Consider the following 26,029-nt stretch of genomic DNA (forward strand, 5'->3'; position numbering starts at 1 on the left):
ACCTTTCGAATATTCGTTTTAAAACATCAAATATACCCCTGAATAAGTTTTAAGGATAAACACCCATGGCGAAGAGTCTGAAGATTCGCACTTTGGATGACCGCATTGTTGTTCAGCCGCTGGAAGCGGAAGAAACCACCGCCGGTGGCATCGTCCTGCCCGATTCGGCCCAGGAAAAGCCACAGCGGGGCACCGTCCTGGCTGTCGGTCCTGGCAAACTGCTCGATAGCGGCAGCCGCGCCGAACTTTCGGTAGCCGTTGGCGATCAGGTCATCTATGGCAAGTACAGCGGCAGCGATATCGAAATCGATGGCGACGAGTACAAGATCCTTCGCGAGACCGAAGTCCTGGCCAAGGTCGTCAACGACTAAGCTCAGCCTTTGGATCTGTCCTAAACCGCATTCAGTTTTAATCACATAAGGATTCTTAGCGTGGCAAAACAACTGCTTTTCGAGGATCATGCCCGAGCCAAGATGCTCAAGGGCATCGACAAGCTGGCCGACGCTGTCGCCGTCACGATGGGCCCAACCGGCCGTAACGTGATCATTAACAAGTCGTACGGCGGCCCGACGGTAACCAAAGACGGCGTGACCGTTGCCAAGGAAATCGAACTCGAAGATCGCTTCGAGAACATGGGTGCCAAACTCGTCAACGAAGTCGCCAGCAAGACTTCCGACGTCGCTGGTGACGGTACCACTACCGCCACCGTGTTGGCTCGTGCGATCTTCAAGGAAGGCCTTCGCAACATCGTTGCCGGTAGCAACCCAACCGCGATTCGTCGTGGTATTGAAAAGGCCGTTGCTGCTGCGGAAGACTTCCTGCTGAACATGGCCAAGCCGGTCAACAGCAAGGAAGACGTCGCCAACATCGGTGCCATCAGTGCCAACAACGATCGTGCGATCGGTGAGTTGCTGGCCGAAGCCCTGCACCGCGTCGGTCAAGACGGCGTCATTACCGTCGAAGAAGGCAAGAGCCGAGAAACGACCGTCGACTACGTCGAAGGGATGCAGTTCGACAAGGGTTACATCTCGCCTTACTTCATCAACCGTCCGTCCGAAATGGACGTCGAGTTGGAAGACGCCTACATCCTGTTCCACGAAAAGAAGATCAGCAACCTGCGTGAGCTGATTCCACTTCTGGAACAAGTCGGCAACACCGGCAAGCCGCTGTTGATCGTGGCCGAAGACATCGAAGGGGAAGCCCTCACCGCGCTGGTCGTCAACCGTCTGCGTGGCGTGCTGAACATCGCCGCCGTCAAGGCTCCTGGTTTCGGCGATCGTCGCAAGGCGATGCTGGCCGACATGGGCGTTCTGACCGGTGGCACCGTGATCAGCGATGATCTGGGCATCACGCTCGATAAGGTACAACTGAACCAACTGGGCCGTGCCAAGAAGATCAACATAACCAAGGACAAGACGACGATCGTCGAAGGTGGTGGCGATAAGAAGGAACTCGAATCGCGCATCGGTCAGCTGAAGCGTCAGATCGAAGAAACCGACAGCGAATACGATCGAGAAAAGTACCAGGAACGTCTGGCCAAGCTTTCCGGTGGTGTGGCTGTCATCTCGGTCGGTGCGGAAACCGAAGCCGAAATGAAGCAGACCAAGGCTCGCGTCGAAGACGCCCTGCACGCCACTCGTGCAGCCGTCGAAGAAGGCGTTCTACCTGGTGGTGGCGTGGCTCTGGTCCGTGCGATCGAAGCGGTCGAAAAGGCCCGTTCTTCGGCTCGCGGCGACGAAAAGATCGGCATCGACATCATCCTCAAGGCCCTGCCGGCTCCAATGCGTCAGATCGCCGACAACTGCGGCATCGACGGCAACGTGGTTGTCGACGAAGTCCTGCAGAAGTCGACTAACTACGGCTACGACGCCTACAAGGGTGATTACGTCGACATGGTCAAAGCTGGCGTCATCGACCCAGCCAAGGTGGTGCGTACCGCACTGAGCAACGCCGCGAGCATCTCGGGCTTGCTGCTGACCACCGAAGCTTTGGTCACCAACCTGGAAGACGATGGCAAGCGTCCGGTCGAAGGCGTCATTCGCTAAGCCGACGTTGCGTCAACCCAAGATGGCGGCACTCGGCCTTGCCCTGGTCGCCTAAGACGAAAAAATTCAACGGGCTGAATCTCTTCCGGGGACCAGCCCGTTTTGTTTCTACCGCCGCCTACGTGAGGACACGATGGCTACCAAAGTCGACTACTACGAAGTCCTGGGAATCGAGCGAACCGCGTCCAGCGGCGAGATTTCCAAGGCCTATCGCAAGCTGGCGATTAAATACCACCCCGACTCGAATCCGGGCGACGAGGAAGCCGTGATTCGGTTCAAGGAAGCAGCCGAGGCGTACGAAGTTCTGAGCGACTCCGAAAAGCGAGCCCGCTACGATCAGTACGGTCATGCCGGTGTCGAGGGCGGCCAGCGGGCGAACTTCCACGATGTCGAAGACATCATGGAAGCGTTCGGCGACATTTTCGGCGGAGGAATTTTCAGCGACATCTTCGGCCGCGGCGGGGGTCGAGGAGGTCGTCGACGCGTTCGCAAAGGGGCCGATATCCAGGTTCGAGTCACGCTTGACCTCGAAGAAGCGGCAACCGGCGTTGATCGCGAAATCCAAGTCGATCGTCGCGTCGCCTGTGAAACGTGCAGTGGAAGCGGTGCCAAGCCTGGCTCGAAGCCGGAAACATGCAGTCGCTGTGGTGGTGCCGGACAGGTCGTCCAGCAGGCAGGCATCTTGCGGGTTCAAACAACCTGCCCTTCGTGCGGCGGCCAAGGGACCATCATCACCGATCCCTGCGGTGATTGCCGCGGGAACGGGTTCACGACCAAACGCGTCAGCATGGACGTGGCTATCCCGCCGGGCGTCGATGACGGCATGCGAGTTCGCCTGGCTGGCGAAGGGCAGCCAAGCCCTGACGGAGGCCCTCCCGGCGATTGTTATTGCCACATCACGATTCGGAAGCACAAGCTATTCGAGCGTGAGGGGGATCACCTGATCCTGAAGATGCCAATCACCTATACCCAGGCCGTTCTCGGTAGCGAAATCGAAGTTCCGACACTCAATGGACCTGCCACGCTGAGCGTGCCGGCGGGGTCCGGCTCGTCGGAAGTTTTCAAGATGCGTGGCAAGGGGATGCCTGATCCTCATGGCCGCGGCACCGGCGACTTGTACGTGCAAACGTACATTGAAGTGCCCAAGAAGCTGGATCCGAAGCAGGAAGAGCTGCTTCGCGAACTAGCCGAATACGAACACACCAACGTCAGTCCTCATCGGAAGTCGTTCCTCGAATCGATTCGAGACTATTTGTTTTCGACGGCCGATGAAAAAGAGACCCAGAAGAAGAGCTAATCAAGGAGTTTAGCGCGTGTCTGCAGAACATCCCGAAAAGGATCCCTCGCAGGACCCCAGCACCCAAGCCGACCAGTCGCAAGCGACCGAAGAAAATACGTCCACCGACGAATTCTTTGGCAGTGCGGACGATCAGGTCGAGAAGCTGAAGCAAGATCTGGTCGACGCCGAGAAGCGAGTCCTCCTGGCCCAGGCGGATCTGGAGAACTACCGCAAACGCGTCCGACGCGAGCGCGATGACGAACTCAAGTTCGCTAACGTGCCGCTGCTGACCGACCTCCTGCCGGTTGTCGATAACCTGCAGCGTGCCATGCAGTCGGCCGAAGGCTCGGAGCATTCCGGCGGGATCATCGACGGCATCAAGCTGGTCGAAAAGCAGCTTCTGGAAGCGATGAAGAAGCGCGGCTGCGAACCGATTGAGGCCGAAGGTCAGCCGTTCGACCCGAACTTCCACGAAGCGATCATGCAGCAGCCGAGTGCGGATGTGGAGCCTAACACCGTTCTGCACGTAGCCCAGACTGGCTACAAGCTGTTCGACCGCTGCATTCGCGCCAGCCAAGTGATTGTCTCAAAAGCACCTGACTAATTTGCCGAGTAGAGTATTATTGTGAGTTAGCAAGTTTTCAGTTTTGAGTTTTCAGAAAGAAGAGGATTTCCCCTTCTCTCGCACTGAAAACTGAACACTTCAAACGGAAAACTACCTGGAGACTCTCTTGTAATGCCCACCTACGAATACAAGTGTGATGCTTGTGAACATGAATTCGAGGAATTTCAGTCGATCTCGGCCGATCCTCTGACGAAGTGCCCCAAGTGCAAGAAGAAGAAATTGCGCCGGCTCTTCAGCACCGGTGGCGGCTTGCTATTCAAGGGGTCCGGGTTTTACATCACGGACTATCGCAGCGATTCGTATAAGAAGAGCGCGGAAAAGGGCACGAAGAGCAGCGAATCGTCCAAGCCGGCCAAAAGTGAATCGAAAGCCAAATCGTCCGACTAGCTCCTAGCATGCAAGGAGGTCCCCTGATGGCTTCTCTACGCTGTCCCACGTGTGGTCACCTCTTCGAGAGTGACTACACCCCGGCAATGCCCTTTTGCAGCGAACGATGTCGTCAGATCGATCTCGGACAATGGCTCGACGAGGAACACGCGCTTCCAGTCGACATTGAAAAGCATATCGAAGAGCAGGCGAATCGGACGCTCGACGACGAAGATTCGTGAGAGTGACGTTTTAATGCACTGCTTCTCTGCCTATAATTCGGGCTCAAAATTTCCCGCAGGGTGAGAGGAGTTTAGCTGCATGTCGGAGGAGCGCGGTCTACTACGAGGCATTTCGTGGCACGAATGTTTTCCCTGGTTGATCCTCTTTCGGGCAACCTTGATCGGGTTCTATCTGCGTGTCTTGCTGCTGGCCTACCTGGGCGTTTGCCTGCTATCGCTGGGGCACTGGATCGGTTTGCACCTGTTCGGCAGTTGGGTTAACGACGGAGCGGGGCCTGTCCTGGCATCGTCTCCCACGCACTTCCTGCAAATCGTCCGAGAAGGACTCGAAGGTGAAAACCCCTTCCAAGTCATCTTCCCGACCCCGACTTTTGGCGGTTTACTTGTTTTCCTGTTCTTCTCGCTATGGTATATCACCACGTTTGCGATCTTCGGTGGGGCAATTTCCCGAATCGCGGCGATGGAATTTTCGGTCAATGATCGCTGCGGACTGAAAGGGGCCCTGGGGCACTCGCTGCGCAAGTTCATCAGCTACTTCCTGTCTCCCATCTTCCCAATGATTGGAGTCACCATGCTGATGGTGATTCTGTTGGTCTTTGGCCTGATCAATTGGTTGGGACCTTGGGCGGCCGTGGTAACCGGTATCTTTGGTTTCATTGCCGTGTTGGTATCGCTGGGGATCGGCATGCTGGTGGTTCCCTTGATTCTGGGCTGGCCCTTGATGTGGGGGGCGATCAGCACGGAGTGCTCCGATCACTTCGATGCCCTGAGCCGCTGTTACGCTTACGTTACCCAGCGCCCATTTCACTATTTATGGTATCTGCTCGTGGCATTTGTCGGCGGATCGGTGGGCTTCTTCGCGATGAGCCTATTGGTCGGAACTTCGCTGGCAGCACTCTCGACAGGGCTTCAATGGGGGCAAGGGCTCGAACAAACCGAGGTTATCCTCACGCATAGCGTCTCTGGTCCCGTCTGGCGATTCTGGTACGGCGTTGTGCAGCTTCTGATACCGGCCTACAGCTTTGGCTATTTCTTTGCCGTGTTCTCCGGTATCTATCTACTGCTTCGCCGCGACGTCGATCAGGCAGAGATGGATGAAATCGTGCTGGACGAAGACCAGCCCCGTTTCGCGATGCCGGCACTCAACAAAGATCTGGGCGGGGACGATCCCAAGCCAGATGGCGATTCGAGCGAGGATGACGACAGCTAAGCAGGCTCGGCGAGCTTCGCGAGAATCGCATCGACTTGTTGGTGGAACTGGCCGTTGGTAAGCACCTCGGCCCCGGCCTCGCGGGCCTGTCCCAACAGGTCGACCTGAACGTGCGGTCCGTGCACCACGATCGGCAAGTCCGGATGAGCCGCTCTGACTTCCTGGATGGTGCTGATCGCGTCGCGTGCCGGTGGATTCAAGTCGACCAGCAGTGCCGTGGTTTCCTCGTCGATCGTTTCGAGGATACCCCCCTTGGACGCGATCACTCGAAGAGGAATTCCGTTGGCTCTGGCAGGTCCCGAAACGCGCGAGTTCGACATCAAGTCGGCAGTGAAGTAGAGAATCAATGGATTACCTGTGGGTTGGTTTAGACAGCCGACGGGCCCTTTTCATTGCCGCCAATCTGAACGACCTGTTCGATTGGCAGAACGAAGATCTTTCCGTCGCCGATGTTTCCTTCCTGACCGGTCCGCGCGACGTTCTCGAGGGTGCTGAGCGTCCGCTCCAGAAAGTCGTCGTTCACGGCAATCTCGACGATCACCTTCCGTAGCAAATTCGTTTGGTACTCGATACCACGGAAGGTTGCCGTTTGCCCACGTTGCCGGCCGTACCCTTCCGCATCGAAGACCGTCAATCGCTCGACGGCCATTTCCGCCAGCGCCGTGCGTACGCTGTCCAGCTTGGTCGGTTGGATCACCGCGACAATCAATTTCACGTGGGGGCTCCTTCAACGATCAGGGTGAAGATACGTTCTACCAAATGACCCCCACGTGCCGCCAGACGGTGGTTACTTGCCCAGCACGTGTGCGTCGGCAAATTCCATGTAACGCTGCCAGTCGATCGGCTTTACATCGTGTCCACCGGCGCGGATCACGTAGCCCAAGCGGCTGAGAACCGGCTCGTCCACCGCAGGCATTTTCTCGGCGGCAAGACCTTCGACACCCAACAGCCGGTAAACCGGACTGGCATACTTCGCTGAGAGGAATTCGCCGTGGGGATCGGCCCAGCGGTCTTCTTCGGCACTGCAAACCAGGCACGGACGCGGAGCGATCAAGGCAATCAACTCGTGCTGATCGACCGGGCAGGCATCTTCATTGTGGTTGTACTGAGTGAAGTTGTCGTTGAACCAATGTGGAAACGAGGTGTTGATTCGCTGGACCGATTCGCCAAAACGTCTTCGTGAAAGTGCCGCCCCGCCGCAGCCGGAATTGTTCGAGATCACCGCCGCGAAGCGAGGATCGGTCGCGCCCGCCCAAAGGGAAGTCTTGCCCAAACGGGAATGCCCCATGACGACCACTTTGTCGGAGGCGATTTCAGGGTTCTGCTCCAGGTAATCCATTGCTCTGCCCAGTCCCCACGCCCAAGCGGCAATACTCCCCCACTCGTCTGGTTTAGGCCTGGTTTGCCCCTCGGCGTAAAAATAGGGGTGAATGCCATTCTGGAAATCATCATCGAAATCGGGATCAATGTCGCCGTAATAGGCAGTGGCCAGGCCGTAACCTTTCTCCAGGATCATTTCGACGGGCCAACGCCCTTTGCTGGAACCGCGAATTTTCTCGGTTGCCTGGTGATTTTCGACACCCTTGTCCTTGTTGTTTCGCAGCCAGCTTTCAGGCAGTTGAATCGCAGGGTCATCGTGAATCGAAGCGTTGCCGTAGAAATTTAGCGTCATGAAGGTCGGTACCGGTTTATCCGTGTTAGGCAGATAGATCAGCACGTTCAACACAGGCCCGTCCGGATCGTCGGTCAGTTGAATGGCAACTTGCCGGCGACGAGCCGTACCATCGAGTGCTTCGTCGGACGTCTCGATAACTTTGTACGAAATCTTTTCCGGTGCGGCGGGAGCTTTGCCGTAAACTTCGCGTTCGAACAGCCCCATCAAATAGGGTCGCTGCTTTTCGTTCCATGCCTGGGCCGATTCGACCTTCGTGCCGTCTTCGGCAACCAGAGGATCTGGCAGGGTGAAGTTGGGGATTTCGGCTTCGTCGTAAATGACTTTCTCTTGCTGGGCAGGCAGGGTGGAACTCATGGCAAAAACTAACGACAGCGCGGCGGCCAAGGAAATCGATCTTGGAAATAAGCTCATCGGTGGGACTCAAAAGAAGATGTCAGCGAAGGGAGGGTTCGTGAAGACCTGTATTCTAGCGTCCGCCGACCGCTCACCCCAGCAGTTTTCCTGCCATTTGTGAACCCATGGCGAGGTTTTCGGTCTTTAAAAGCAAATGGAAACGTGGCACTTTGCCAAGGAAAACGAAGGCGTGTCGGGACATAGTCCGGCATAACCATCGACAGGTTATCGACATTTTTCCCACGAATTACCAAAGCCTTCGTACCCCCTTAACACAATTTGCCTACAGTTCCGCTAATTCGGCTTGGCCGATGAAAATTGGTCGCCTGAAATATTGGCGTTTTAGGCCGGAAGTATGTTATGTTGAAGGTTTTACACGCTGGACCTCCAGACGCGAGCGTAAAAGGTCTAGCTTGTATGTCCCTTCCCAGCCCCCAAGACGTTTAGTCGTAATATCGTTACTTCGGTAACCGTGGCTCGGTGGTGCGAGGTCTTTCCGCTGCACGCGATGGAAAGAACGTTCGGTTCGATTCCGATCGGTTACCTTTTCGACGAGGGAGAGAATTGATTCATGTCGGCCCTTTTGGAGCGGCCCACGCTGGTCCTCAACCGCAACTGGCAGCCTGTCGGTGTGGCTTCGGTGGCACGTTCGTTGACGCAGGTTTTCTGCGGAACGGCTCGTATCGTCGACCCGCATAGCTATCAGTTGTACACGTGGGAGGATTGGTCGAACCTGGCCCCAGGCAAGGATGAGCCTTTCATTTCTTCGCAGCTATTAAAGGTGCGGATCCCGGAAGTTGTCTCGCTGGTCAACTACGATCGCATTCCGCGGAACACCGTGACGTTCAGTCGTCGCAATGTGTTCAAGCGGGACCAGTACATGTGTCAGTACTGCGGATCGCGGCCAGGCAGCGAGTATCTGACGATCGACCACGTCGTCCCGCGGAGCCAGGGAGGTGAATCCTCTTGGGAAAACTGCGTGTTGGCTTGCGTCGACTGTAACCATCGCAAGGCGAACCGGACCCCGGCGGAAGCTCACATGCCGATGCGTAAGGAACCGATTCGGCCGAGGTGGACTCCGGTCTATGCGGCCAGACGCGTCCGCATTGAGTCCTGGAGTAAGTTCGTTAGCGAAGCTTACTGGGACACCGAACTCGACACCTAACAGGCCTGGGTAACGACAAGTTATCGAGGCCTGTTTCTTTGTGTTTCACTTTTCAGCCGCCAATCGCCGGCGGCGCGAGCTTGTTTTGATCTTTTGGATCAAACGCTGCGCTACTGTTCGCAATCGCCGCCCGAAAAAAGCACCTGAAATGTCAAACCGCGGATCCATCATCACAACGCCTGATGCGAAAAACAAAAAGCTAGTCTGCGAATCGGCCAGTTACATTCCACTCTTCTGGTTTGCCCTGCTGCCTGAAGAAAGCTGGTCACCCGACGAACCTGCCTACTATAAATGTCCACGCAAGGAAACCATCCAACGTGGAACAGATCGCCTCGATTTCCTTGCGGACGTATTCTCGGATATCGCTTGCTTCGCCGAAAGCGCCCAACGATTGCTTGATAGGTTGTCACGACTAAGGTGCGAGACCATCGGAATCGATGTGGCGGAACTTGCCGAACCAGATCCGCCGAACCCCGATCTCGGTGTAGCGTTAGAAACCGTTGCCTCTCGAAACAACAATTACCGTTTGTCAATTCCGGCGCGGAAAGCGCCAAACCCGTTCCTGCTAGGCGAAATGTCTGAATTCCCCGCGAGAGAGTTTGGATCGACCCGCGATCTCCTGCTTTGGGTTAGCTCCATCTCGACACGCGAACTGGAGCGGGCCACCCGTCCAGAGGTGCTTGCTGGATACGTCGTCGGCCATATCTGGGACTAAGCAGATGTGTCGTTGAGCGACTTGGGCTGCTATAGAACCTCGACCACATCACCACGTCGAATCGTACCTGGCCGTACGACGCTGGCGAAAAAGCCGAGGTGCTCACGTTCGTTAACTCGCGACTGCCCACTGGCCGCATTCGTAGCGTGGCACGGCTTCCACGGCTTTTCGAGCTGGATTTCGGCTTCTCCAACGGCTAGTCGCGTCCCGATTGCCAATTTTCCTAAGTCGATTCCAGCAACGGTAATATTCTCGCCAACGCTGCCAGGGGGGAAGGCTTCCCCGTCCGGCTCGAACCGATCGAGAATCTCTCGATTGAACAGCGTAACCGCCCGCTTGGGGGCATAATGCTCTTCATAGCGATGGCCATCGTTCTCAAAGCCGATCATGGCCAATTGCGCCGATTTGACCGGAAGCCGCGGAATTCCACCGGAAGAGAGACAAACGGCAACGACTTGACCTGGGGGAAATTTCATCCGTAATCACCGTAAATGCTTCAGACATCAATGTTTTCGTGTTTGAGGTGGTTGACTTAGTGGGGGTCTGGCTTTTCTAATTTCAGGATTCGGTTCCCGGTGAACAAGCTCCCTGTAACCGTGCCCGTGGCACGAAAACAAACGACCGAAGGTTTGCAATGCCCGCAGAACTCCTGGAAATGGCCCTCGAAAACGAAAACATCCTTAACCCATTCTCCGGTTCGATTGTAGCAGCCGACGACGAGTATGAAGAAGAAACGGAAGAGGATTTCGACGAGGACGACTTCGACGATGATTTCGACGAAGACTTCGAGGAATTCGACGACGAAACTCCGGCCGATGACGAATCGTTCGACGAAGATTTGATCGATGACGATGAGGATGAAGACCTCGACGAAGAGTTCTTTGATGACGACGAAGAACGGGAAGACGACGAGGAAAAAGAAGGGGACGAAGAGGAGGAAGGGGACGACGACTAAGTCGCTAGTCTGAACCTCGGCCCGGCGAGGTGAATCCTCCTATAAAGTCTTGTCTTTAGCCACAGGGGACATAGAGAACACCCAGGAAGAAGAACTAAACCACGGATTTCACGGATGAACACGGATAGCGGCAGGAGTCGACAATGTCGACTTGGAGAATTCTCATTCGTGATATCCGTATAATCCGTGGTCAAGAAATCTTCTCTCTTCCACTCTGTGAACTCTGTGCTCTCTGTGGCTAGAACAATTCCCCTGGGGTGAAACCCCAACAAACCGAGAGAAGCGAAGTAAGAAACTGTGGGGGAGCGCGTTGGCTCCCTCGTTCATAGATTGCTCGAGGAAGATGAGAATCGATGTTTGAAAGCATCCCGCAGAATGTTTCGTTTCCCGCCATGGAAACCAAAGTCCTCGAGTATTGGCAGCAAAACCAGATTTACGAAAAGTCGCTCGAGGCCCGGCAAGGGAGCGAACCGTTCGTTTTCTACGAAGGTCCACCGACCGCCAACGGCATGCCCCACCCAGGCCACTGCCTGACGCGCGCGATCAAAGACGTCTTTCCTCGTTATCGTACGATGCGTGGGTATTACTGCGAGCGCAAAGCTGGCTGGGACACGCACGGTCTGCCGGTCGAAGTGGAAGTCTGCAAAGAACTCGGCATCCACTCGAAGGAAGAGATCGAGAACTACGGCGTCGAACCATTCATCCACAAATGCCAGGCCAGCGTCTGGCGTTATATGCAAGAGTGGCGTCGGCTGACCGAACGGCTCGGTTTCTGGGTCGACCTGGACGACGCTTACGTCACGTATCACAAGAGCTTTGTCGAAAGCGTGTGGTGGTCCCTGAAGAATCTGTACGACCGCGGCCTTCTTTACCAAGGTCACAAGATCGTTTGGTGGTGGGCCCAGGGTGGTACCGCACTTAGCAGCGGCGAAGTCGGCCAAGGGCGACGTGAAGTTGCCGACCCGAGTGTTTATGTACGCTTTCCTCTACTCGAGGAAGAAAACACCGCCCTGTTGGTTTGGACGACGACTCCCTGGACGCTCCCGAGCAATCAGTTCGCGGCCGTCCATCCTGACCTGGACTACGCGACGGTCGAAGACGAAGAGACGGGCGAGAAGCTGATCGTCGCCGAGGCTCTTGTCGAAGCGATCGCCGCGAAGGCCAAACGCACCTGGAAAGTGCTCAGCACGACCAAAGGAACGACACTACTCGGTAAACGTTATCGCCCACCGTTCGACTACTACTACAAAGACCTGGGCGACACGCAGGGAAAACTCAAGACGGGCGAAAAGCAACACATCGCCTGGCGGGTTGTCGCTGCGGACTTCGTCACGACCGATAGTGGTACCGGGTTGGTTCATCAAGCGCCTGCATTCGGTGAAGTGGACTACGAAGTCCTGGCAGCCGAGCAAGACCGATTTGAAGACCGCGAAGGGGCAGCACTCATCTGCGCCGTCGGCCCCGATGGCAAGTTCACCGACGAAGCCCCCGACTACAAGGGCCGCTGGGTCAAAGAGGCCGACAAGGACATCTCGCGGGAATTGAAGGAACGGGGCCTACTCTTCCTGTTAGATCAGTACCTGCACGAATATCCCTTCTGCTGGCGGGCCGAAGAAGATCCGTTGATCCAATACCCTCGCGAGAGTTGGTTCATCCGCACTACGCAATTCAAGGATCAAATGGTGGCCAATAACCAACAGATTAATTGGCTACCCGACCACATCCGCGATGGTCGCTTTGGTAACTTCCTAGAAGGGAATGTCGACTGGGCTCTGTCGCGAGAGCGCTACTGGGGCACGCCGCTGCCGATCTGGGTATGCGAAGAGACCGGCAAAGGGGAAGCCGTTTGCAGCTACGCCGAGCTTCAAGAGAAGCCAGGCGCTACGGGCTTTGAAGTTTGGGAGAAAGCGAAAGCCGAGAATCCCGACCTAGTCGACGACCTGAAGATCCATAAGCCTTACATCGACGAAATCACCTACGATTCGCCGTTTGCCGAAGGTGCACGCATGAAGCGCGTGCCGGAAGTGATCGACTGCTGGTACGACTCCGGCGCGATGCCCTTCGCGCAGTGGGGCTACCCGCATCAAGGTGAGAAAAACTTTAGGGCCCAGTTCCCCGCCGACTTCATCAGCGAAGCGATCGACCAGACGCGCGGCTGGTTCTACAGCCAGTTGGCCATCAGCACGCTCCTGTTTGGCCAGGATGAAGAAGGCAAGACTGAGCCGCACGAGTATCCGCATCCGTTCAAGAACTGCATCGTGCTGGGGCTGATGCTGGGTGAAGACGGCCAGAAGATGTCCAAGAGCAAGCGAAACTATCGCGAGCCGAACGAGATCTTCGACAAGTACGGCGCCGATGCGCTGCGCTGGTATCTGTACGCCAACCAGCCGCCATGGACCTCGATCCGCTACAACGAGCAGTCGATCAAAGACAGCATCCCAGAGTTCCTGCTGCGGCTGTGGAACGTCTTCAGCTTCTTCACCATCTACGCCAATATCGACGGCTTCGAACCGGAAGTCTCGGTCGCCAACCTGGACGAGGGACTGGCGAAACATTTCGTCGGCGCCAAGGGTGCCCGGCCGGTGGCGGAGCGAAGCGAGCTGGACCGCTGGGTACTCAGCGAACTGAATCGCACGATCCAAACCGTCACCGAGCGGATGGATGCGTACGACAACTATAACGCCTGCGCCGCGATCAACCAGTTCGTCGACGGGCTATCGAACTGGTACGTCCGCCGCAGCCGCGATCGCTTCTGGAGCAAGGACAAGGAGTCGGCCGACAAGCTGGACGCTTACTGGACGCTGTACGAATGTTTGCTGACGACCTGTCAGGTTATCGCCCCATTCGTTCCGTTTCTGTCCGAGACTCTGTGGCAAAATCTGGCCGGAGTTTTCGGCGAGAAAGCGAAATGCAGCGTTCACCTATGCGACTTCCCGGCTGCTGACGAGGCCGCGATCGATACGCAGCTCTCGCAGCGAATGGAACTGCTGCGCGAAGTCGCTTCGCTCGGACGTCAGGCTCGCATGAACGAGAAGCTGAAGGTTCGCCAACCGCTGAGCAAGGTCGAAGTGGTTCTCGCCGACGACACGCATCGCGATTGGCTCAAGTCGCACAGCGCGATCTTATGCGAAGAGCTGAACGTCAAAACGGTGGAATACACGCAGGACGCCGAAGAGTACATCAATTACCAGATCCAGCCGAACTTCAAAAGGCTCGGCCCTCGCGTGGGTAAGCTGATGCCCAACGTAAAGAAGGTCCTCGGCCAAACGGATGCCGCCGCGCTGCTGAATGCCCTGCAGTCGGATGGGGCGTTTACGCTGACGATCGAAGGGGAATCACTCACCTTTGATAACGACGACATCCAAGTTCGCCTTTCCGCAAAGGAAGGCTGGGCTGCCGCCCAGGGTAAGCTTTGCGTGGTCGTGTTGAACACTGAGCTGACGCCTGAGTTAATCCAGGAAGGCTACGTCAAGGATCTCGTGAGATTGATCCAAGACAAGCGTAAAGAACTGGACCTGGAGTACACCGCCCAAATTGAAGTGGGCGTGGTCACCGATTCCAGCGACGTGCAGGCCGCTGTGACTGCATACAGCGACTACATACAGACAGAAACGCTGGCGACGACGGTACAAGCTTCGGCCATCGATAGTATCGATCCGATCGAAACCAAGATCGCCGACAGCGACGTTCGCATCTACGTGAAGCAGGCATAACGCAGCCAATGACGACCTGGCCTGTACATACCGTAGAGAACCCCCTGAAAATTGCCGTCTTGATCTCCGGAGGCGGGACGACGCTCCGTAACCTGCTCGAGCGAATTCGCGAAGATCAACTTCCGTTGGAGGTCGTTCTGGTGGTCTCCAGCAGCAGCCAAGCCAAGGGCATGGCGTACGCCGAAGAGGCGAACATCCCCTGCCAGTTCATCACCGTCGCGCAGCATCCGGACAAAGCCGACTTCTCGCAGGCCATCTTTCAGGCCTGCCGCGAGAAAGAGGTCGAACTGGTGGTGATGGGTGGCTTCCTCAAGCAGATCGCCGTGCCGGAAGACTTCGTCAATCGTGTCGTGAACATTCATCCATCGCTGATTCCAGCCTTCTGCGGAGCTGGCTTCTACGGCATCCGTGTCCATACGGCCGTGATCGAGCACGGGGCAAAGGTCAGCGGCTGCACGGTTCACTTCGTCGACGATCACTACGATCATGGGCCCATCATCGCCCAAAGCGTCGTGGAAGTCTTTCCGAGCGATCAGCCTGCGGACCTTGCGGCACGTGTCTTTGATGCTGAGTGCCAGATCTACCCGGCAACAATCGCCGCCATCGCCGAGGGGCGCGTCAGCGTGAGGGGACGCCAAGTCACCGTCCAGCCAACGAACTAGATAAGCTCACCCGCCCTGCCTGCGACGCCTTCCGCTAGCACATTCCAGGCATCAAACTTTGTGCTATTTTCCTATTGTCGCATCCGCCTTGACTGACGACATTCTTTCAATCGGTGAATATTTTCTTTCATTAGTGGCTTCCCGAGAGCGTTTAGCCCGGAATGTCACTTAACGGTTATCCTAATCATGGCATATATGGGGCTTTTTTGCGTTTTAGGGAACAATGCGCTGTCAGAATCTGTTCTTCCAACGTGAATTTTGAAAGAAATATGCCACGATATGATTGATTGTTGGCAATGCGGGATGCATAATCTAGGTGTTTTAACTCGATTGAGTTAGCTATCACTCTCCCCCGACCCCATCTCCCCCCACATGCAAGCGGACGTCCGACGCACGCGACTTCTCGACCTGGTTCGGTCTCGAGGCTTTGCCTCGCTTCCGGAACTTGCTCAGGAATTGGAAGTCTCGGAATCGACCGTTCGCCGAGACGTGGAAATGCTGGAGGAAGCCGGGTCGGCCCGCAGGACGCACGGGGGGGTGTTTTACACCGGTCCTTCTCCTAATCTGCCCCACTTTGAACTTCGCCACGAAATGCAGTGGAGCAAGAAGCGGCAGATCGCGAAGGCCGCGGCTCAGCTGATCGAAGAAGGCGATACGGTCATTCTCGACGGCGGAAGCACCACGTACGAACTAGCCCAGATGCTTGTCGGGCGAACCCTGCAAATCGTGACCAACTCGCTGCCGGTGGCCAACTTGTTCATGGCCAGCACGACGACCGAGTTGATCCTGCTCGGTGGCTACGTTCATAACGCGACGGGTGTTTCTTTGGGCCCTTATGCCAATGAAATGATCTCGCGACTGAGCGCTCGGCGTGCCGTGCTCAGCGTCGCGGGGATTACCCAGCAAGGGCTGTACAACAGCAACCTCCTGCTCGTCGAAACCGAGCGGGCCATGATGAAAGCTGGCGGCGAAGTGATCATCGTTGCCGACAGCACCAAGTTCGGACGTCAGAGCCTGGCTCAGATGTGCGAGCTTTCGGAAGTCGACAAGCTCGTAGTCGATCACGAGATTTCGGAAGCCTGGCAGAAGCAGGTCCAGGATGCCGGAGTCGATTTGATCGTCGCCCCAGCCGAGATGGCGATCATCGACCGCCCTGTTTCCCACAAAGCAAGCTAACCCCAACAAGGGTTTGATACGAATGAGTTCCTCGCTGAATCTCGATCATGCCACCATCGAACGGATCGTTCGTCAGATCGTTCTTTCGCAAAGTGGTGCTCCAACCCAGCCCTCTGCCCCTCCGGCTGCTCCCAAGCTGGTGGTCAGCATTTCGGCTCGTCACATTCACTTGACCGACGCCCACGTCGAAACGCTGTTCGGTCCTGGTCACGTACTGACGCCGATGAAGGACCTTTATCAAGACGGCTTCTACGCCGCGGAAGAAACCGTGATGGTCGTCGGTCCGCGTCGTCGCATGCTGGAAAAGGTTCGCGTGCTGGGTCCGACGCGTGATTACAGCCAGGTGGAATTGGCCTTCACCGACGCGATCTCCTTGGGTATCGACGCCCCGGTACGTGCTTCTGGCAAGATCGACGGCACCCCAGGCTGCGTGTTGGTTGGTCCCAAAGGGGCCGTTCAACTCGACCAAGGCGTGATCCGCGCCGAACGTCACGTCCACATGAACAACCGCGACGCCGAATTTTACGGAGTGAAAAATGGCGATCGCATGAACCTCCGAATCACCTCGTTAGGTTGCACCACTACGTTTGAAGACTTGCTCGTCCGAGCCGACGACGTCAGCAAACTGGAAGTCCACATCGACACCGATGAAGGGAACGCGTGCAACCTGGATGCGGCCACCGAGATCGAGCTTTTGAAGAAAGAGCCCTGCGGCTGCAAGACGAAACACTAGAACTAACTGCGCTTTCGTTGGCCTCACTGATTTGCCACTGTGAGTCCTCGCCCGAGGCCAGCGAGAGCGTTTTTATGACCCCTGTTTTTGAAGACATCGCATCTGACTTTCAGGTGCGAAATGAAGTAACGGTTTCCTTTTTTGTTCGGGAGATAAAACCCCATGGCGAAAGTAATGGAAGCGTTGGGCATGATTGAAACCAAGGGCTTTGTGACCTTGGTGGAAGCCACCGACGCAATGTTGAAGGCAGCCAACGTGACGTTCGTTGGTTGGGACAAAGTTGGCAGCGGTTTGGTTTCCGCTTTCATCACCGGCGACGTCGCCGCTGTGAAGGCCGCCACCGATGCAGGTGCTGCAGCAGCTGGCCGTCTGGGCGAAGTTGTCAGCGTTCAGGTCATTCCACGACCGCACGAAGACATCGGTATCGTTCTGCCGCCGCCGGTCAAGCAGGTTTACACCACCGAGTAGTCCCTACCTCTCACAAAACATCCGCTAAGGAAAACTATCCATGCAAAACGCAATTGGTTTGATTGAAACCAAAGGTTTGGTTGGCCTGGTCGAAGCGACCGACGCCATGGCGAAGGCCGCCAACGTCAAGATCGTAAAGCGCGTCAACATTGGCGGTGGTCTGGTTACCACGGTTGTCAGTGGCGACGTTGGTAGCGTTCGTGCTGCTGTCGAAGCTGGTGCCAACGCCGCTCAGCAAGTTGGCGAACTGGCTGGCAGCCATGTCCTGCCTCGCCCAGCCGAAGGTCTCAGCGACGTTTACTTCAGCTAAACCGACTTAACGTAAGCCGCTAGTCCGCGGAGCATCCCCAGCGAAAGGAGTCCCAGACAATGAAGGTCCTGGTAGCAAATCTCGGCTCGACCAGCTTCAAGTATCGCTTGTTCGATATGGACAGCGAAACGCAGTTGGCCCGTGGCGGGATCGATCGAATTGGATCTCCAGAAAGTTCCTGCAGCGTTCAGATTGGCGATTGGAAGGAAGAAGTCACGGATCACATGCCTGATCATGCCGTGGCCGTTCGCAAATGCCTTTCCCAGCTGACCGACGCAGAACACGGATGCTTGAAGGACGCCGCCGAAGTATCGGCAATCGGCTTTAAAGCGGTCCACGGTGGACGTGTATCCGGCGTGCAACGAGTCACCGACGACGTCCTTTCCGCGATGGCGGAAATGAACGAAGTCGCCCCGGCTCATAACCCGCCCTACATCGCCGCCATGCGATTACTTTCCGAGCAACTTCCGGAGATTCCGCTAGTTGCCGCCTTCGAGACGGGCTTCCATCAAACGATTCCCGATCGCAATCGCTACTACGGCATTCCCAAGGCCTGGTCGGACGAGTTCCAGATCAAGAAGTGGGGCTTCCATGGAGCGAGCCATCGGTATATCGCGACGCGAAGCGCGGAGCTTTTAGGGCGTGACGATTTGCGAGTCATCTCGTGCCACCTCGGTGGTAGCAGCAGCCTGTGTGCGATTAACAGTCGCCAAAGCGTTGCCGTGACCATGGGCATGAGCCCGCAAACCGGACTGCCGCAGAACAACCGGGTCGGGGATTTCGATCCCTATGCCCTGCCGCTGCTGATGGAAAGAACGGGCAAAAGCCTGACCGAAGTTCTCGCCCACATCGGGAACCAAGGTGGACTTCTCGGTCTCAGTGGCGGCCTCAGCGGCGACATGCGAGACCTGGAAGAGGCCGCCGCCAACGGCAATGCCGACGCACAACTGGCTCTGGACATGTTTACCAGTGAAGTTCGCCGATACCTCGGCGGCATGCTGGTCGAACTGGGCGGAGCCGACGCGATCGTCTTCACCGGAGGCATCGGCGAGAACGGCAAACAGTTACGCAAGGACGTATGTGCCAACTTGCAAGAGTTGGGAATCGAACTGGACGAAGCGATGAACGATTCCGCCAAGGGAGAGGCTTCGTTCCATTCGGCAAACAGCAAAACGCAGCTGTGGGTCATTCCGACCAACGAGGAAATCATCGTTGCTCGACAAACCCGGCAGTTGCTGGAGTCGACCTAAAATGTTTATCGCCAAAGTGACCGGATCGGTCATTTCCACGCAGAAAGTCGACACAATGGTTGGTCACAAGTTGCTTGTGGTCGAACCTTATCGATTGGAAGCGAAGGATCGCCAGTCGTTGGTAACCACCGGCCGAACGTTCGTTGCCGTCGACATGCTCGGCAGCGGTGTGGGTGACTTCGTACTGATCACCCAAGGTTCCAGTGCCCGACTGACTCCGGAAACGAAATCCCTTCCGATCGATTGTGTCGTGATCGGCATCGTCGATCGTGCTCAAGTCGAAAGCTTCTGTGTCTACGACCGGCAAGGAGACGACGACGAGCCGCAAGCCAAGGCCCAGCCAGCACCGGCCCCGAAGCCTAAACCAAAATCGGAACCGAAGCCTGAGCCAACCAAGGACCAACCAACCAAGGAAGACTCGGAAAGTTAGCCTGCCGCAACATTCACGCGCTGACGCGAGGATATAGACATCATGCAATTTGACGAATCCATCATTCGCAACGTGGTGGCCCAGGTACTGGCCGAAGTGGGCAATGCTCCACCGGCAACCTCCGGGTTCACAGGCCGCTACGGGATCTTTGACTGTGCCGACGAGGCCGTCCGGGCCGCTCGCGAAGCTTTTGAGAAGCTCTCGGAACGCACCATCGAAGACCGCAAGCGAATCATCGATCACATCCGTCGGATCTCGATCGACCAGAAGGTCGAACTGGGAACCATGGAAATGAACGAGACCAAGATTGGGCGTCTTGCTCATAAGATCGAAAAGCTGGAACTGCTGGGGCGCAAGACGCCCGGCGTCGAGTTCCTCCGCAGCGAAGTCTTCAGCGGCGATCATGGCCTGGCCGTGATCGAGCACGCTCCGTTCGGCGTGATTGGTTGCATCACCCCGGTAACGCACTCGCTTCCGACGATCACCGGCAACGCCGTCAACATGATTGCCGGTGGCAATACGCTGGTGGTCAATCCGCATCCATCCGGCAAGAAGGTTGCGGCGGAAGGGGTTCGTCGCTTCAACAAGGCGATCTACGACGACCTGGGCATCGACAACCTGATTTGTGTGATTGCCGAACCAACTCTCGAGTCGGCCGACCTGATCTTCCATCACCGTGACGTCGCGATGATCTGCGTCACCGGGGGTCCGGCGGTTGCCCGTGCGGCACTTAACAGCGGCAAGAAGGCTGTCGTCGCTGGTCCTGGCAATCCACCGGTTGTGGTCGACGAAACGGCCGATTTGGATCGTGCGGCCCGCTGCATCATTCAAGGTGGTGCCTACGACAACAACCTGCTTTGCATCGCCGAGAAGGAAGTGTTCGTCGTGAACTCCGTCTTCGACGAAATGATGCGAGCCATGGAACGAGCCGGTGCCGTTCGCTTGAACGGTAGCGAAATCGACCGACTCACTTCGGTCGCCATCACCGAATACGGCGATCCTGGCAAAAAGAAACAAGTGGCCGCCAAGGAATTCATCGGCCAGGACGCGGCAGTACTCGCACGAGCCGCAGGCAAGAACATTTCGCAAGACGTCGAGCTCGTCTTCGGCGAAACGGACGAACACAACCCATTTGTGCCTGTCGAGCAGATGATGCCGTTCCTGCCTTTCGTTCGCTGCCACGATGTGGACGAAGCGATCGAAAAGGCCCGTTACTACGAGCACGGCTTCCGTCACACGGCCATCATTCACAGCAACAACGTCCGCAACATGACCAAGATGGGTCGCGTGATGGATACCACCTTGTTCGTCAAGAATGGTCCTTGTGCCGCGGCACTGGGCGTCGGAGGCGAAGGTTACATTTCGTTCTCCATTGCCACCCCAACCGGCGAAGGCGTCACCACTCCCCTCACGTTCACGCGGGAACGACGCTGCTCGTTGATTGACGATTTGTGCATCCTGGGCCATCCGGCGAAAGGTTAGTCCTGTATGCAAACGGCACGCGTGGTCGGTACGGCCACCAGCACAGTACGACACGTGTCGATGCGAGGCTGGAAACTGTTGGTAGTGCAGCCGATGCAAGTCGACGGCACCACCCCAGATGGGCATCCGCTGGTCGCGGTCGATGCCGTCAACGCAGGGCCAGGCGAACTGGTGATGATCACCAGCGATGGCAAATCGACTTCCGAACTTTTGAAATACCCCCGAACGCCCGTCCGTTGGACGGTGATCGGCATTATTGACGAATAAACGTGCAGTCCAACTTTAGCAGCCAAGACATCGAACGAATCGTCCGGATGGTCGTCGAGCGACTCATGTCCGGCGGTACGGCATCGCCCGAACTGGCGACGGCATCTGCTGGCGAACTTCGCTTGGACGTGAAGCTGGTCACTATCGATACGCTGAAGGACAAACTGAACGACTCGATCACCGTGCTGTGCGTGCCAACGAAATCGGTTGTCACTCCAGCCGTGAAAGATGAACTGAAACAACGCGGTGTCGAGCTGCGCCGAATCGACCAAACCGATTGCGGTCAAAAGCAGACGATGCCAGCGGTGGTCAACGCCGCCAAGCAGGCCGTTTCGGCTGCCTGGCAGTCGACCGCACGGACCGAACAAGTTGGCAGCCTGAGTCAGGCTGTCGATCGAGCCATCGCCGCGACCAAAAGCGATCAGATGGCGGTGATCCTGTCGGAACAACCCGAACTAGCCGTGGCGGCAGCCAATCGCACCAGTGGCATCCGAGCCATGGTCGCTTGCGGAAGTCACGACTGGCAAGCGGCCGTGAAGAGCCTGGGAGCGAACCTGGTAGTTTGTCACCCAGGCCAATGGCAGGACTCGGATGTCCCGCGACTGCTGACAACGTTATGGAACCTTCGCGGAACCGCTGGGCCCAACTGGATTAAATAACGAGTGCATCATGCGTATCGCTAAAGTCATCGGAAAAGTCACGCTCAGCCGCTCGGTTCCCGAATTCCAGGGCGCCGTGCTGAAGCTGGCTGTGCCGATGATGTTGAGCGACATCGAAAACGATAACACCCCGCTGGATGACCTGCTTGTCGTTTACGACGAACTGGGGGCCGGCCAAGACAATTACATCGCACTAAGCGAAGGGGGCGAAGCGGCCCAACCGTTTTACCCCGACATGAAGCCCGTGGACGCCTACAACGCGGCTATTTTAGACACGGTTGATATTCGTTATCGACCTAGCAAATAAAACACGTCCCCTCTCCCTTCCCAAGGGAGAGGGATAGGGTGAGGGTTGAGAAGCGTGTACCCGCCATCGCCCCTCACCCTAACCCTCTCCCCAAAGGGGCGAGGGGACTAGAACAATACACTTACGAAATCACCAAACGTACCCCTTGATTGCGAGATACGAATCGGCATGACGAACGTTCACAAGATCAAACAAGACATGTGCGATATCGGACGGCGAATCTACAATAAAGGCTTCGCCGCCGCTAACGATGGCAACATCACGGTTCGCGTCAGCGACAACGAAGTCCTTTGCACGCCGACGATGCACTGCAAAGGTTTTCTGAAGCCAGAAGACATTTCCACGATCGACATGACCGGCAAGCAGATCGCCGGCAGCAAGCCGCGATCGAGTGAAGCCCTGCTGCATCTTGAGATTTACAAGCAGCGACAAGACGTTAAGAGCGTCGTGCACTGCCACCCGCCACACGCGACCGCATTCGCGATCGCCCGCGAACCCATTCCGCAGTGTATTCTGCCGGAAGTCGAAGTCTTTCTGGGTGACGTTCCGATCACCAAGTACGAGACGCCTGGTGGTCAGTCGTTCGCCGATACGATCATTCCTTTCGTCGATCGCACCAACGTCATCCTGCTGGCTAACCACGGTACCGTCAGCTACGGCGAGAACGTCGAACGTGCCTACTGGTGGACCGAAATCCTAGACGCCTACTGCCGCATGCTGATCCTGGCCAAGCAGCTTGGTCACGTTGAATTCCTGAACGAAAAGAAGTCGCGCGAACTGCTCGAACTGAAGGACAAATGGGGCTGGAAAGATCCTCGCAACACCGAACAGTACAAAGACTGCGACATCTGTGCCAACGACATCTTCCGCGACAGCTGGGAAGACTCGCACGTCCAACGCCGAGCGTTTGGTGCCCCGGAACCGATGGGCCCCAAAGCAAAGAAGCCTGCCGCTGCAACGGGCTCGTCGGACCAGGAAGCCCTGATCCAGATGATCACCCAGCGCGTGATGGCCGAGTTGTCGAAGCAACGTTAATCCACCCCATTGTTGGAAAGAGTAACCATGAAAGTTAGCATCATCGGTGGCGGTGGCCTGGTTGGTTCGTGTGCCGCGTTTGCCCTGCAGTGCAGTGGCATCGTTCGCGAAATCGCCTTGCTTGACGTCAACGCCGATCTGGCGGGCGGCCAGGCATTGGACCTGCTGCACGGTAGCCCAAGCACCGCTGATCAGATCATTTCCAGCGGCAGCTACGAACACATTGCCGATTCCGACGTCATCTGCATCACGGCCGGTCTGCGTCGTAAGCCCGATGAAAGCCGCCTGGACCTGATCAATCGAAACGTCGACTTGTTTTTGACGATCCTCGATTCGATCAAGAAGGTTGGCTACAAGAAGGACGCGACCGTTTTCGTCGTTTCCAATCCGGTCGACATTCTGACCTACCTCGCTTCGACCCGACTCGATCTGCCGACCAACCGCGTGATCGGCCTGGGTACGCAGTTGGATACGATTCGCTTCCGCGCACTGATCGCCGAGCACTGCAAGTTGCCCCCTACCCAAGTCAAAGCGTTGATCCTGGGGGAACATGGCGACAGCATGGTGCCGATCTGGTCGTCCGCTTCGGTCAACGGTCTGCCGCTCGAGAAGTTCCCTGGCTGGAATCCGAACGCGGCGAACGAACTGTTTACGCGCACCAAGGGCTCGGGGGCGGAAGTGATCAAGAAGAAGGGTGGAGCTGGCTTCGCGGTCGGGATCGCCATTCGCGACGTGATCGACGCGATCGCCCTGGATAGCCACCAAATTTTGCCGATCTCCAGCATTCAAAACGGTTGCTATGACATTCGCGACGTGGCATTGAGCGTCCCCACGGTCGTCGGCAAGAACGGAGTGGAGTCGACCTACCAGTTGGACCTATGGCCCAAAGAAATTCAGGCCCTGCGTCGTAGCGGAACCGTCCTACGGGAAACCTTGACGACCGTGCTTAACCGCGTCGGTCGTTCGTAAGAATTCGTTTTCGCGACCAAAATCAACAAAAAGCTTCGCAACCACTGCGAGGCTTTTTTCATGTTCTGATCAAGCAAAAGCGGATTAACCCGCTTTACTGGAAGCTTTCTGGCGAATGACCGGTCCGGTCACAAATGCTCGCAGCAGTTCTTCAGGCTCGGCGTTGTGAGGATCACGTTCTTTCCAAGCCTTCAAGACTTCGCACGATGCCTCGCGTTCGCCAAGGGCAGCCAACGTCGTTGCATACCAACGCAGGCACAACTGTTCGCGCGAACCTTGTCGGTAAGCAGCTTCTAAGTAGGGACGAGCAGCTACCCAATTCTTCTGCGAAGCGAGCGTCGCTCCCCGAACGGCGCTTCGTAGCGACTCAATCTTGGGATAGTCGGCTGGAAGCTTTTCCAGTTCGGCAAGGGCTTCCTGACGTCGGCCATGCTTGACGTGGGTCTCGATCACCTGTCGTCGCAAACGCACCGAGCGAGGACAATCCGCAAGGGCCTCGGCCAGGATTCGTTCCGCGTCTTCTTCGCGACCAACGGCATGTGTCGTGATCGCCAGGCAGGAGGCCGCAATCTCGTCGATATCGTCGATGTGCCAGGTTTCGAGGTTGATTTGGCCATGCTTGTAGGCGGTCTCAAAGGAACGTCTCGCTAAATCGAGATGTCCCTTCGATTGCAAATAACCACCCACGGCGCAGAGCAGTTGGGCATCGAGTGGAAATATTTCCAATGCCGTCATGCAGGTTTGAATCTGCGTATCGAGACCATCTGGCTGGCCATCGAGAGCGGTGAGGATCCCGTAGAAGGCTTCGAGCATCTCGGCCGAGCCATGCTCTGACAGCCGGCATGCCTGTTCGTAGAACATCAGGGCGTTGGCCTGGTCATTCAGCGTTTGCACGGCTTCGCCCATGCAGATCATCAAGCGAGCACTGGGGCCGGTTTCCTTGATTTCGCGTTCGACGAGCTTGGCATCACGACTGGCGCGTTTTATCTTCCATGCCGAATCGCTCTCGATGAGGTTCCGCTGGACGAGAAAAGGAATCGCTTCAATCGACATGCCACATTCGGCAAGCGATTGAATCACATTCTCTCGCACGCGACCTTCGTAGCGAATACCCGGATGATTTGGGTGCAAGCGAACCTGACCGATCTGTTCGCTGCCGATGGTCCCAGGGGCCTGCGGCGCACGCACCAAGAGCACGTATGCCGTCATGATGTCGACCTGGGTATTCACGAACTGGCGAAGCTTGGCGGCATCTTCCACCTCGATGGTCTCGCCTGGATCGAGCCACAAGATCCACTCGCCGGTTACGTGTGCCAGCGCGGCGTTGCGGGCCTCACCGAACGAATCTTGCCAGGAATGGGCGACGACGCGTGCCTGGAATTCACTGGCAATCGACGAAATAGCATCCGTCTTGCCGATGTTCAACAGCACGATCTCATCAACGATCTGACGCACACTATTGAGCGTCTCGCGGATCAAGTCCGTTTCTTCATTGACCACCAGCACAGCAGTCAGTTTACGGTTGCGAGCTTCCTTGGTCATTGCAGACGAATACCTCAGGGACATAGCGGTGCGTAGACGTAGCGATGCATGATGGGGATTTTAGTGCTGCATGGGGCAACGCAGCGACCTCACACGGCCCTATTTCATGCCGTGGCGAGAGTGTAGCGGGCACAGGATTTCGCGCAAAGACGGATTTCCGCTAGCAGTGAGAAGATATTAGCCACAGAGGGCACCGAAGGAGAGCTTTTAACCACGGATTACTCGGATGGTCACGGATAGGAACAGGATATTATCTGTACTACGGGCATCCTCTCCCTATCTCCATCCGTGTAATCAGTGGTCGCTCTACTTCTTTCTTTTGTCGGTGGTCTCTGTGCTCTCTGTGCCTTAAAGTG

General features: G+C 56.5%; 29 protein-coding genes. 24 read left to right on the forward strand and 5 right to left on the reverse strand.

What is annotated here, in order from left to right; all coding sequences use genetic code 11:
- The first annotated feature begins 65 nt into the window (after positions 1-65).
- From Pan97_RS17260 to Pan97_RS17290, 7 genes are all read left to right on the forward strand, one after another.
- Entirely contained in the window at positions 66-371 is a 306-nt protein-coding gene (locus tag Pan97_RS17260; RefSeq protein WP_144974676.1) for a co-chaperone GroES, read from the forward strand.
- Between the two features lie 60 nt (positions 372-431).
- Positions 432-2,045 carry a chaperonin GroEL gene (gene groL / locus Pan97_RS17265; RefSeq protein ID WP_144974678.1) on the forward strand — a complete coding sequence of 538 codons (1,614 nt, stop codon included), beginning with the start codon at positions 432-434 and terminating at the stop codon, positions 2,043-2,045.
- Between the two features lie 133 nt (positions 2,046-2,178).
- Complete coding sequence (gene dnaJ, locus Pan97_RS17270; protein ID WP_144974680.1) at positions 2,179-3,342, forward strand: molecular chaperone DnaJ; 1,164 nt, start codon at positions 2,179-2,181, stop codon at positions 3,340-3,342.
- A gap of 16 nt (positions 3,343-3,358) precedes the next feature.
- Positions 3,359-3,928, forward strand: coding sequence for a nucleotide exchange factor GrpE (gene grpE / locus Pan97_RS17275; RefSeq protein WP_144974682.1), 570 nt, complete (start codon positions 3,359-3,361; stop codon positions 3,926-3,928).
- 132 nt (positions 3,929-4,060) lie between these two features.
- Positions 4,061-4,336: an FmdB family zinc ribbon protein gene (locus Pan97_RS17280; protein WP_144974684.1), complete on the forward strand. Its 276-nt coding sequence runs from the start codon at positions 4,061-4,063 to the stop codon at positions 4,334-4,336.
- Between the two features lie 26 nt (positions 4,337-4,362).
- Positions 4,363-4,557, forward strand: a complete 195-nt coding sequence (locus tag Pan97_RS17285) for a DNA gyrase inhibitor YacG (protein WP_144974686.1) — start codon at positions 4,363-4,365, stop codon at positions 4,555-4,557.
- A gap of 79 nt (positions 4,558-4,636) precedes the next feature.
- Positions 4,637-5,767: a hypothetical protein gene (locus tag Pan97_RS17290; RefSeq protein ID WP_144974688.1), complete on the forward strand. Its 1,131-nt coding sequence runs from the start codon at positions 4,637-4,639 to the stop codon at positions 5,765-5,767.
- Here the strand turns inward: Pan97_RS17290 and Pan97_RS17295 are convergent.
- The 3 genes from Pan97_RS17295 to Pan97_RS17305 all read right to left on the reverse strand — a co-directional run bounded on the left by Pan97_RS17295 (position 5,764) and on the right by Pan97_RS17305 (position 7,796).
- A complete protein-coding gene (locus Pan97_RS17295; RefSeq protein ID WP_144974690.1) occupies positions 5,764-6,114 on the reverse strand; it encodes a hypothetical protein in 351 nt (116 codons plus the stop codon). The two genes, Pan97_RS17290 and Pan97_RS17295, sit on opposite strands and share 4 nt — an antisense overlap.
- Before the next feature lie 20 nt (positions 6,115-6,134).
- Positions 6,135-6,482 carry a P-II family nitrogen regulator gene (locus Pan97_RS17300; RefSeq protein WP_144974692.1) on the reverse strand — a complete coding sequence of 116 codons (348 nt, stop codon included), beginning with the start codon at positions 6,480-6,482 and terminating at the stop codon, positions 6,135-6,137.
- 72 nt (positions 6,483-6,554) lie between these two features.
- Positions 6,555-7,796: a glucuronyl esterase domain-containing protein gene (locus Pan97_RS17305; RefSeq protein WP_144974694.1), complete on the reverse strand. Its 1,242-nt coding sequence runs from the start codon at positions 7,794-7,796 to the stop codon at positions 6,555-6,557.
- Between the two features lie 610 nt (positions 7,797-8,406).
- Between Pan97_RS17305 and Pan97_RS17310 the strand changes: the two genes are divergently transcribed.
- Both Pan97_RS17310 and Pan97_RS17315 read left to right on the forward strand, forming a co-directional pair.
- The gene (locus Pan97_RS17310; protein ID WP_105356705.1) at positions 8,407-9,000 is read left to right on the forward strand and encodes an HNH endonuclease; all 594 of its coding nucleotides are present in this window, start codon (positions 8,407-8,409) and stop codon (positions 8,998-9,000) included.
- A gap of 40 nt (positions 9,001-9,040) precedes the next feature.
- Positions 9,041-9,715 (forward strand): hypothetical protein, encoded by a 675-nt coding sequence (locus Pan97_RS17315; RefSeq protein ID WP_144974696.1) that lies wholly within the window; start codon positions 9,041-9,043, stop codon positions 9,713-9,715.
- A 29-nt stretch (positions 9,716-9,744) separates the two neighbouring features.
- On the opposite strand, the gene Pan97_RS17320 is transcribed toward Pan97_RS17315, so the two are convergent.
- Positions 9,745-10,191, reverse strand: coding sequence for an MOSC domain-containing protein (locus Pan97_RS17320; protein WP_144974698.1), 447 nt, complete (start codon positions 10,189-10,191; stop codon positions 9,745-9,747).
- A gap of 158 nt (positions 10,192-10,349) precedes the next feature.
- Here Pan97_RS17320 and Pan97_RS26315 point away from each other — a divergent pair, with 158 nt between their 5' ends.
- The 15 genes from Pan97_RS26315 to Pan97_RS17395 all read left to right on the forward strand — a co-directional run bounded on the left by Pan97_RS26315 (position 10,350) and on the right by Pan97_RS17395 (position 24,131).
- Positions 10,350-10,670, forward strand: coding sequence for a hypothetical protein (locus Pan97_RS26315; RefSeq protein ID WP_165698819.1), 321 nt, complete (start codon positions 10,350-10,352; stop codon positions 10,668-10,670).
- Positions 10,671-11,023: 353 nt separating this feature from the next.
- Positions 11,024-14,383: an isoleucine--tRNA ligase gene (gene ileS / locus Pan97_RS17330; RefSeq protein ID WP_144974700.1), complete on the forward strand. Its 3,360-nt coding sequence runs from the start codon at positions 11,024-11,026 to the stop codon at positions 14,381-14,383.
- An 8-nt stretch (positions 14,384-14,391) separates the two neighbouring features.
- Positions 14,392-15,045 (forward strand): phosphoribosylglycinamide formyltransferase, encoded by a 654-nt coding sequence (gene purN, locus Pan97_RS17335; protein ID WP_144974701.1) that lies wholly within the window; start codon positions 14,392-14,394, stop codon positions 15,043-15,045.
- Between the two features lie 372 nt (positions 15,046-15,417).
- On the forward strand, positions 15,418-16,221 hold the full coding sequence (locus Pan97_RS17340) for a DeoR/GlpR family DNA-binding transcription regulator (protein ID WP_144974703.1): 804 nt from the start codon (positions 15,418-15,420) through the stop codon (positions 16,219-16,221).
- A 22-nt stretch (positions 16,222-16,243) separates the two neighbouring features.
- Complete coding sequence (gene pduL, locus Pan97_RS17345; protein WP_144974705.1) at positions 16,244-16,954, forward strand: phosphate propanoyltransferase; 711 nt, start codon at positions 16,244-16,246, stop codon at positions 16,952-16,954.
- A gap of 162 nt (positions 16,955-17,116) precedes the next feature.
- Positions 17,117-17,422: a BMC domain-containing protein gene (locus Pan97_RS17350; RefSeq protein ID WP_144974706.1), complete on the forward strand. Its 306-nt coding sequence runs from the start codon at positions 17,117-17,119 to the stop codon at positions 17,420-17,422.
- 40 nt (positions 17,423-17,462) lie between these two features.
- Complete coding sequence (locus Pan97_RS17355) at positions 17,463-17,732, forward strand: BMC domain-containing protein (protein WP_144974708.1); 270 nt, start codon at positions 17,463-17,465, stop codon at positions 17,730-17,732.
- 59 nt (positions 17,733-17,791) lie between these two features.
- Positions 17,792-18,982, forward strand: a complete 1,191-nt coding sequence (locus Pan97_RS17360) for an acetate/propionate family kinase (protein ID WP_144974710.1) — start codon at positions 17,792-17,794, stop codon at positions 18,980-18,982.
- Between the two features lies 1 nt (position 18,983).
- On the forward strand, positions 18,984-19,412 hold the full coding sequence (locus tag Pan97_RS17365) for a EutN/CcmL family microcompartment protein (RefSeq protein WP_144974711.1): 429 nt from the start codon (positions 18,984-18,986) through the stop codon (positions 19,410-19,412).
- A gap of 42 nt (positions 19,413-19,454) precedes the next feature.
- Entirely contained in the window at positions 19,455-20,894 is a 1,440-nt protein-coding gene (locus Pan97_RS17370) for an aldehyde dehydrogenase family protein (RefSeq protein WP_144974713.1), read from the forward strand.
- Positions 20,895-20,900: 6 nt separating this feature from the next.
- Positions 20,901-21,161 carry a EutN/CcmL family microcompartment protein gene (locus Pan97_RS17375; RefSeq protein ID WP_144974715.1) on the forward strand — a complete coding sequence of 87 codons (261 nt, stop codon included), beginning with the start codon at positions 20,901-20,903 and terminating at the stop codon, positions 21,159-21,161.
- A gap of 2 nt (positions 21,162-21,163) precedes the next feature.
- Entirely contained in the window at positions 21,164-21,820 is a 657-nt protein-coding gene (locus Pan97_RS17380) for a hypothetical protein (RefSeq protein WP_144974717.1), read from the forward strand.
- Positions 21,821-21,830: 10 nt separating this feature from the next.
- Positions 21,831-22,127, forward strand: a complete 297-nt coding sequence (locus tag Pan97_RS17385; protein WP_144974718.1) for a EutN/CcmL family microcompartment protein — start codon at positions 21,831-21,833, stop codon at positions 22,125-22,127.
- A 168-nt stretch (positions 22,128-22,295) separates the two neighbouring features.
- The gene (locus Pan97_RS17390) at positions 22,296-23,162 is read left to right on the forward strand and encodes a class II aldolase/adducin family protein (RefSeq protein WP_144974720.1); all 867 of its coding nucleotides are present in this window, start codon (positions 22,296-22,298) and stop codon (positions 23,160-23,162) included.
- A gap of 27 nt (positions 23,163-23,189) precedes the next feature.
- Positions 23,190-24,131: a lactate/malate dehydrogenase family protein gene (locus Pan97_RS17395; protein WP_144974721.1), complete on the forward strand. Its 942-nt coding sequence runs from the start codon at positions 23,190-23,192 to the stop codon at positions 24,129-24,131.
- 84 nt (positions 24,132-24,215) lie between these two features.
- On the opposite strand, the gene Pan97_RS17400 is transcribed toward Pan97_RS17395, so the two are convergent.
- Positions 24,216-25,673 carry a tetratricopeptide repeat-containing glycosyltransferase gene (locus Pan97_RS17400; protein ID WP_165698820.1) on the reverse strand — a complete coding sequence of 486 codons (1,458 nt, stop codon included), beginning with the start codon at positions 25,671-25,673 and terminating at the stop codon, positions 24,216-24,218.
- Between the last annotated feature and the right edge of the window lie 356 nt (positions 25,674-26,029).

Origin of the sequence: Bremerella volcania (assembly GCF_007748115.1) — a bacterium.
GTDB lineage: Bacteria > Planctomycetota > Planctomycetia > Pirellulales > Pirellulaceae > Bremerella > Bremerella volcania.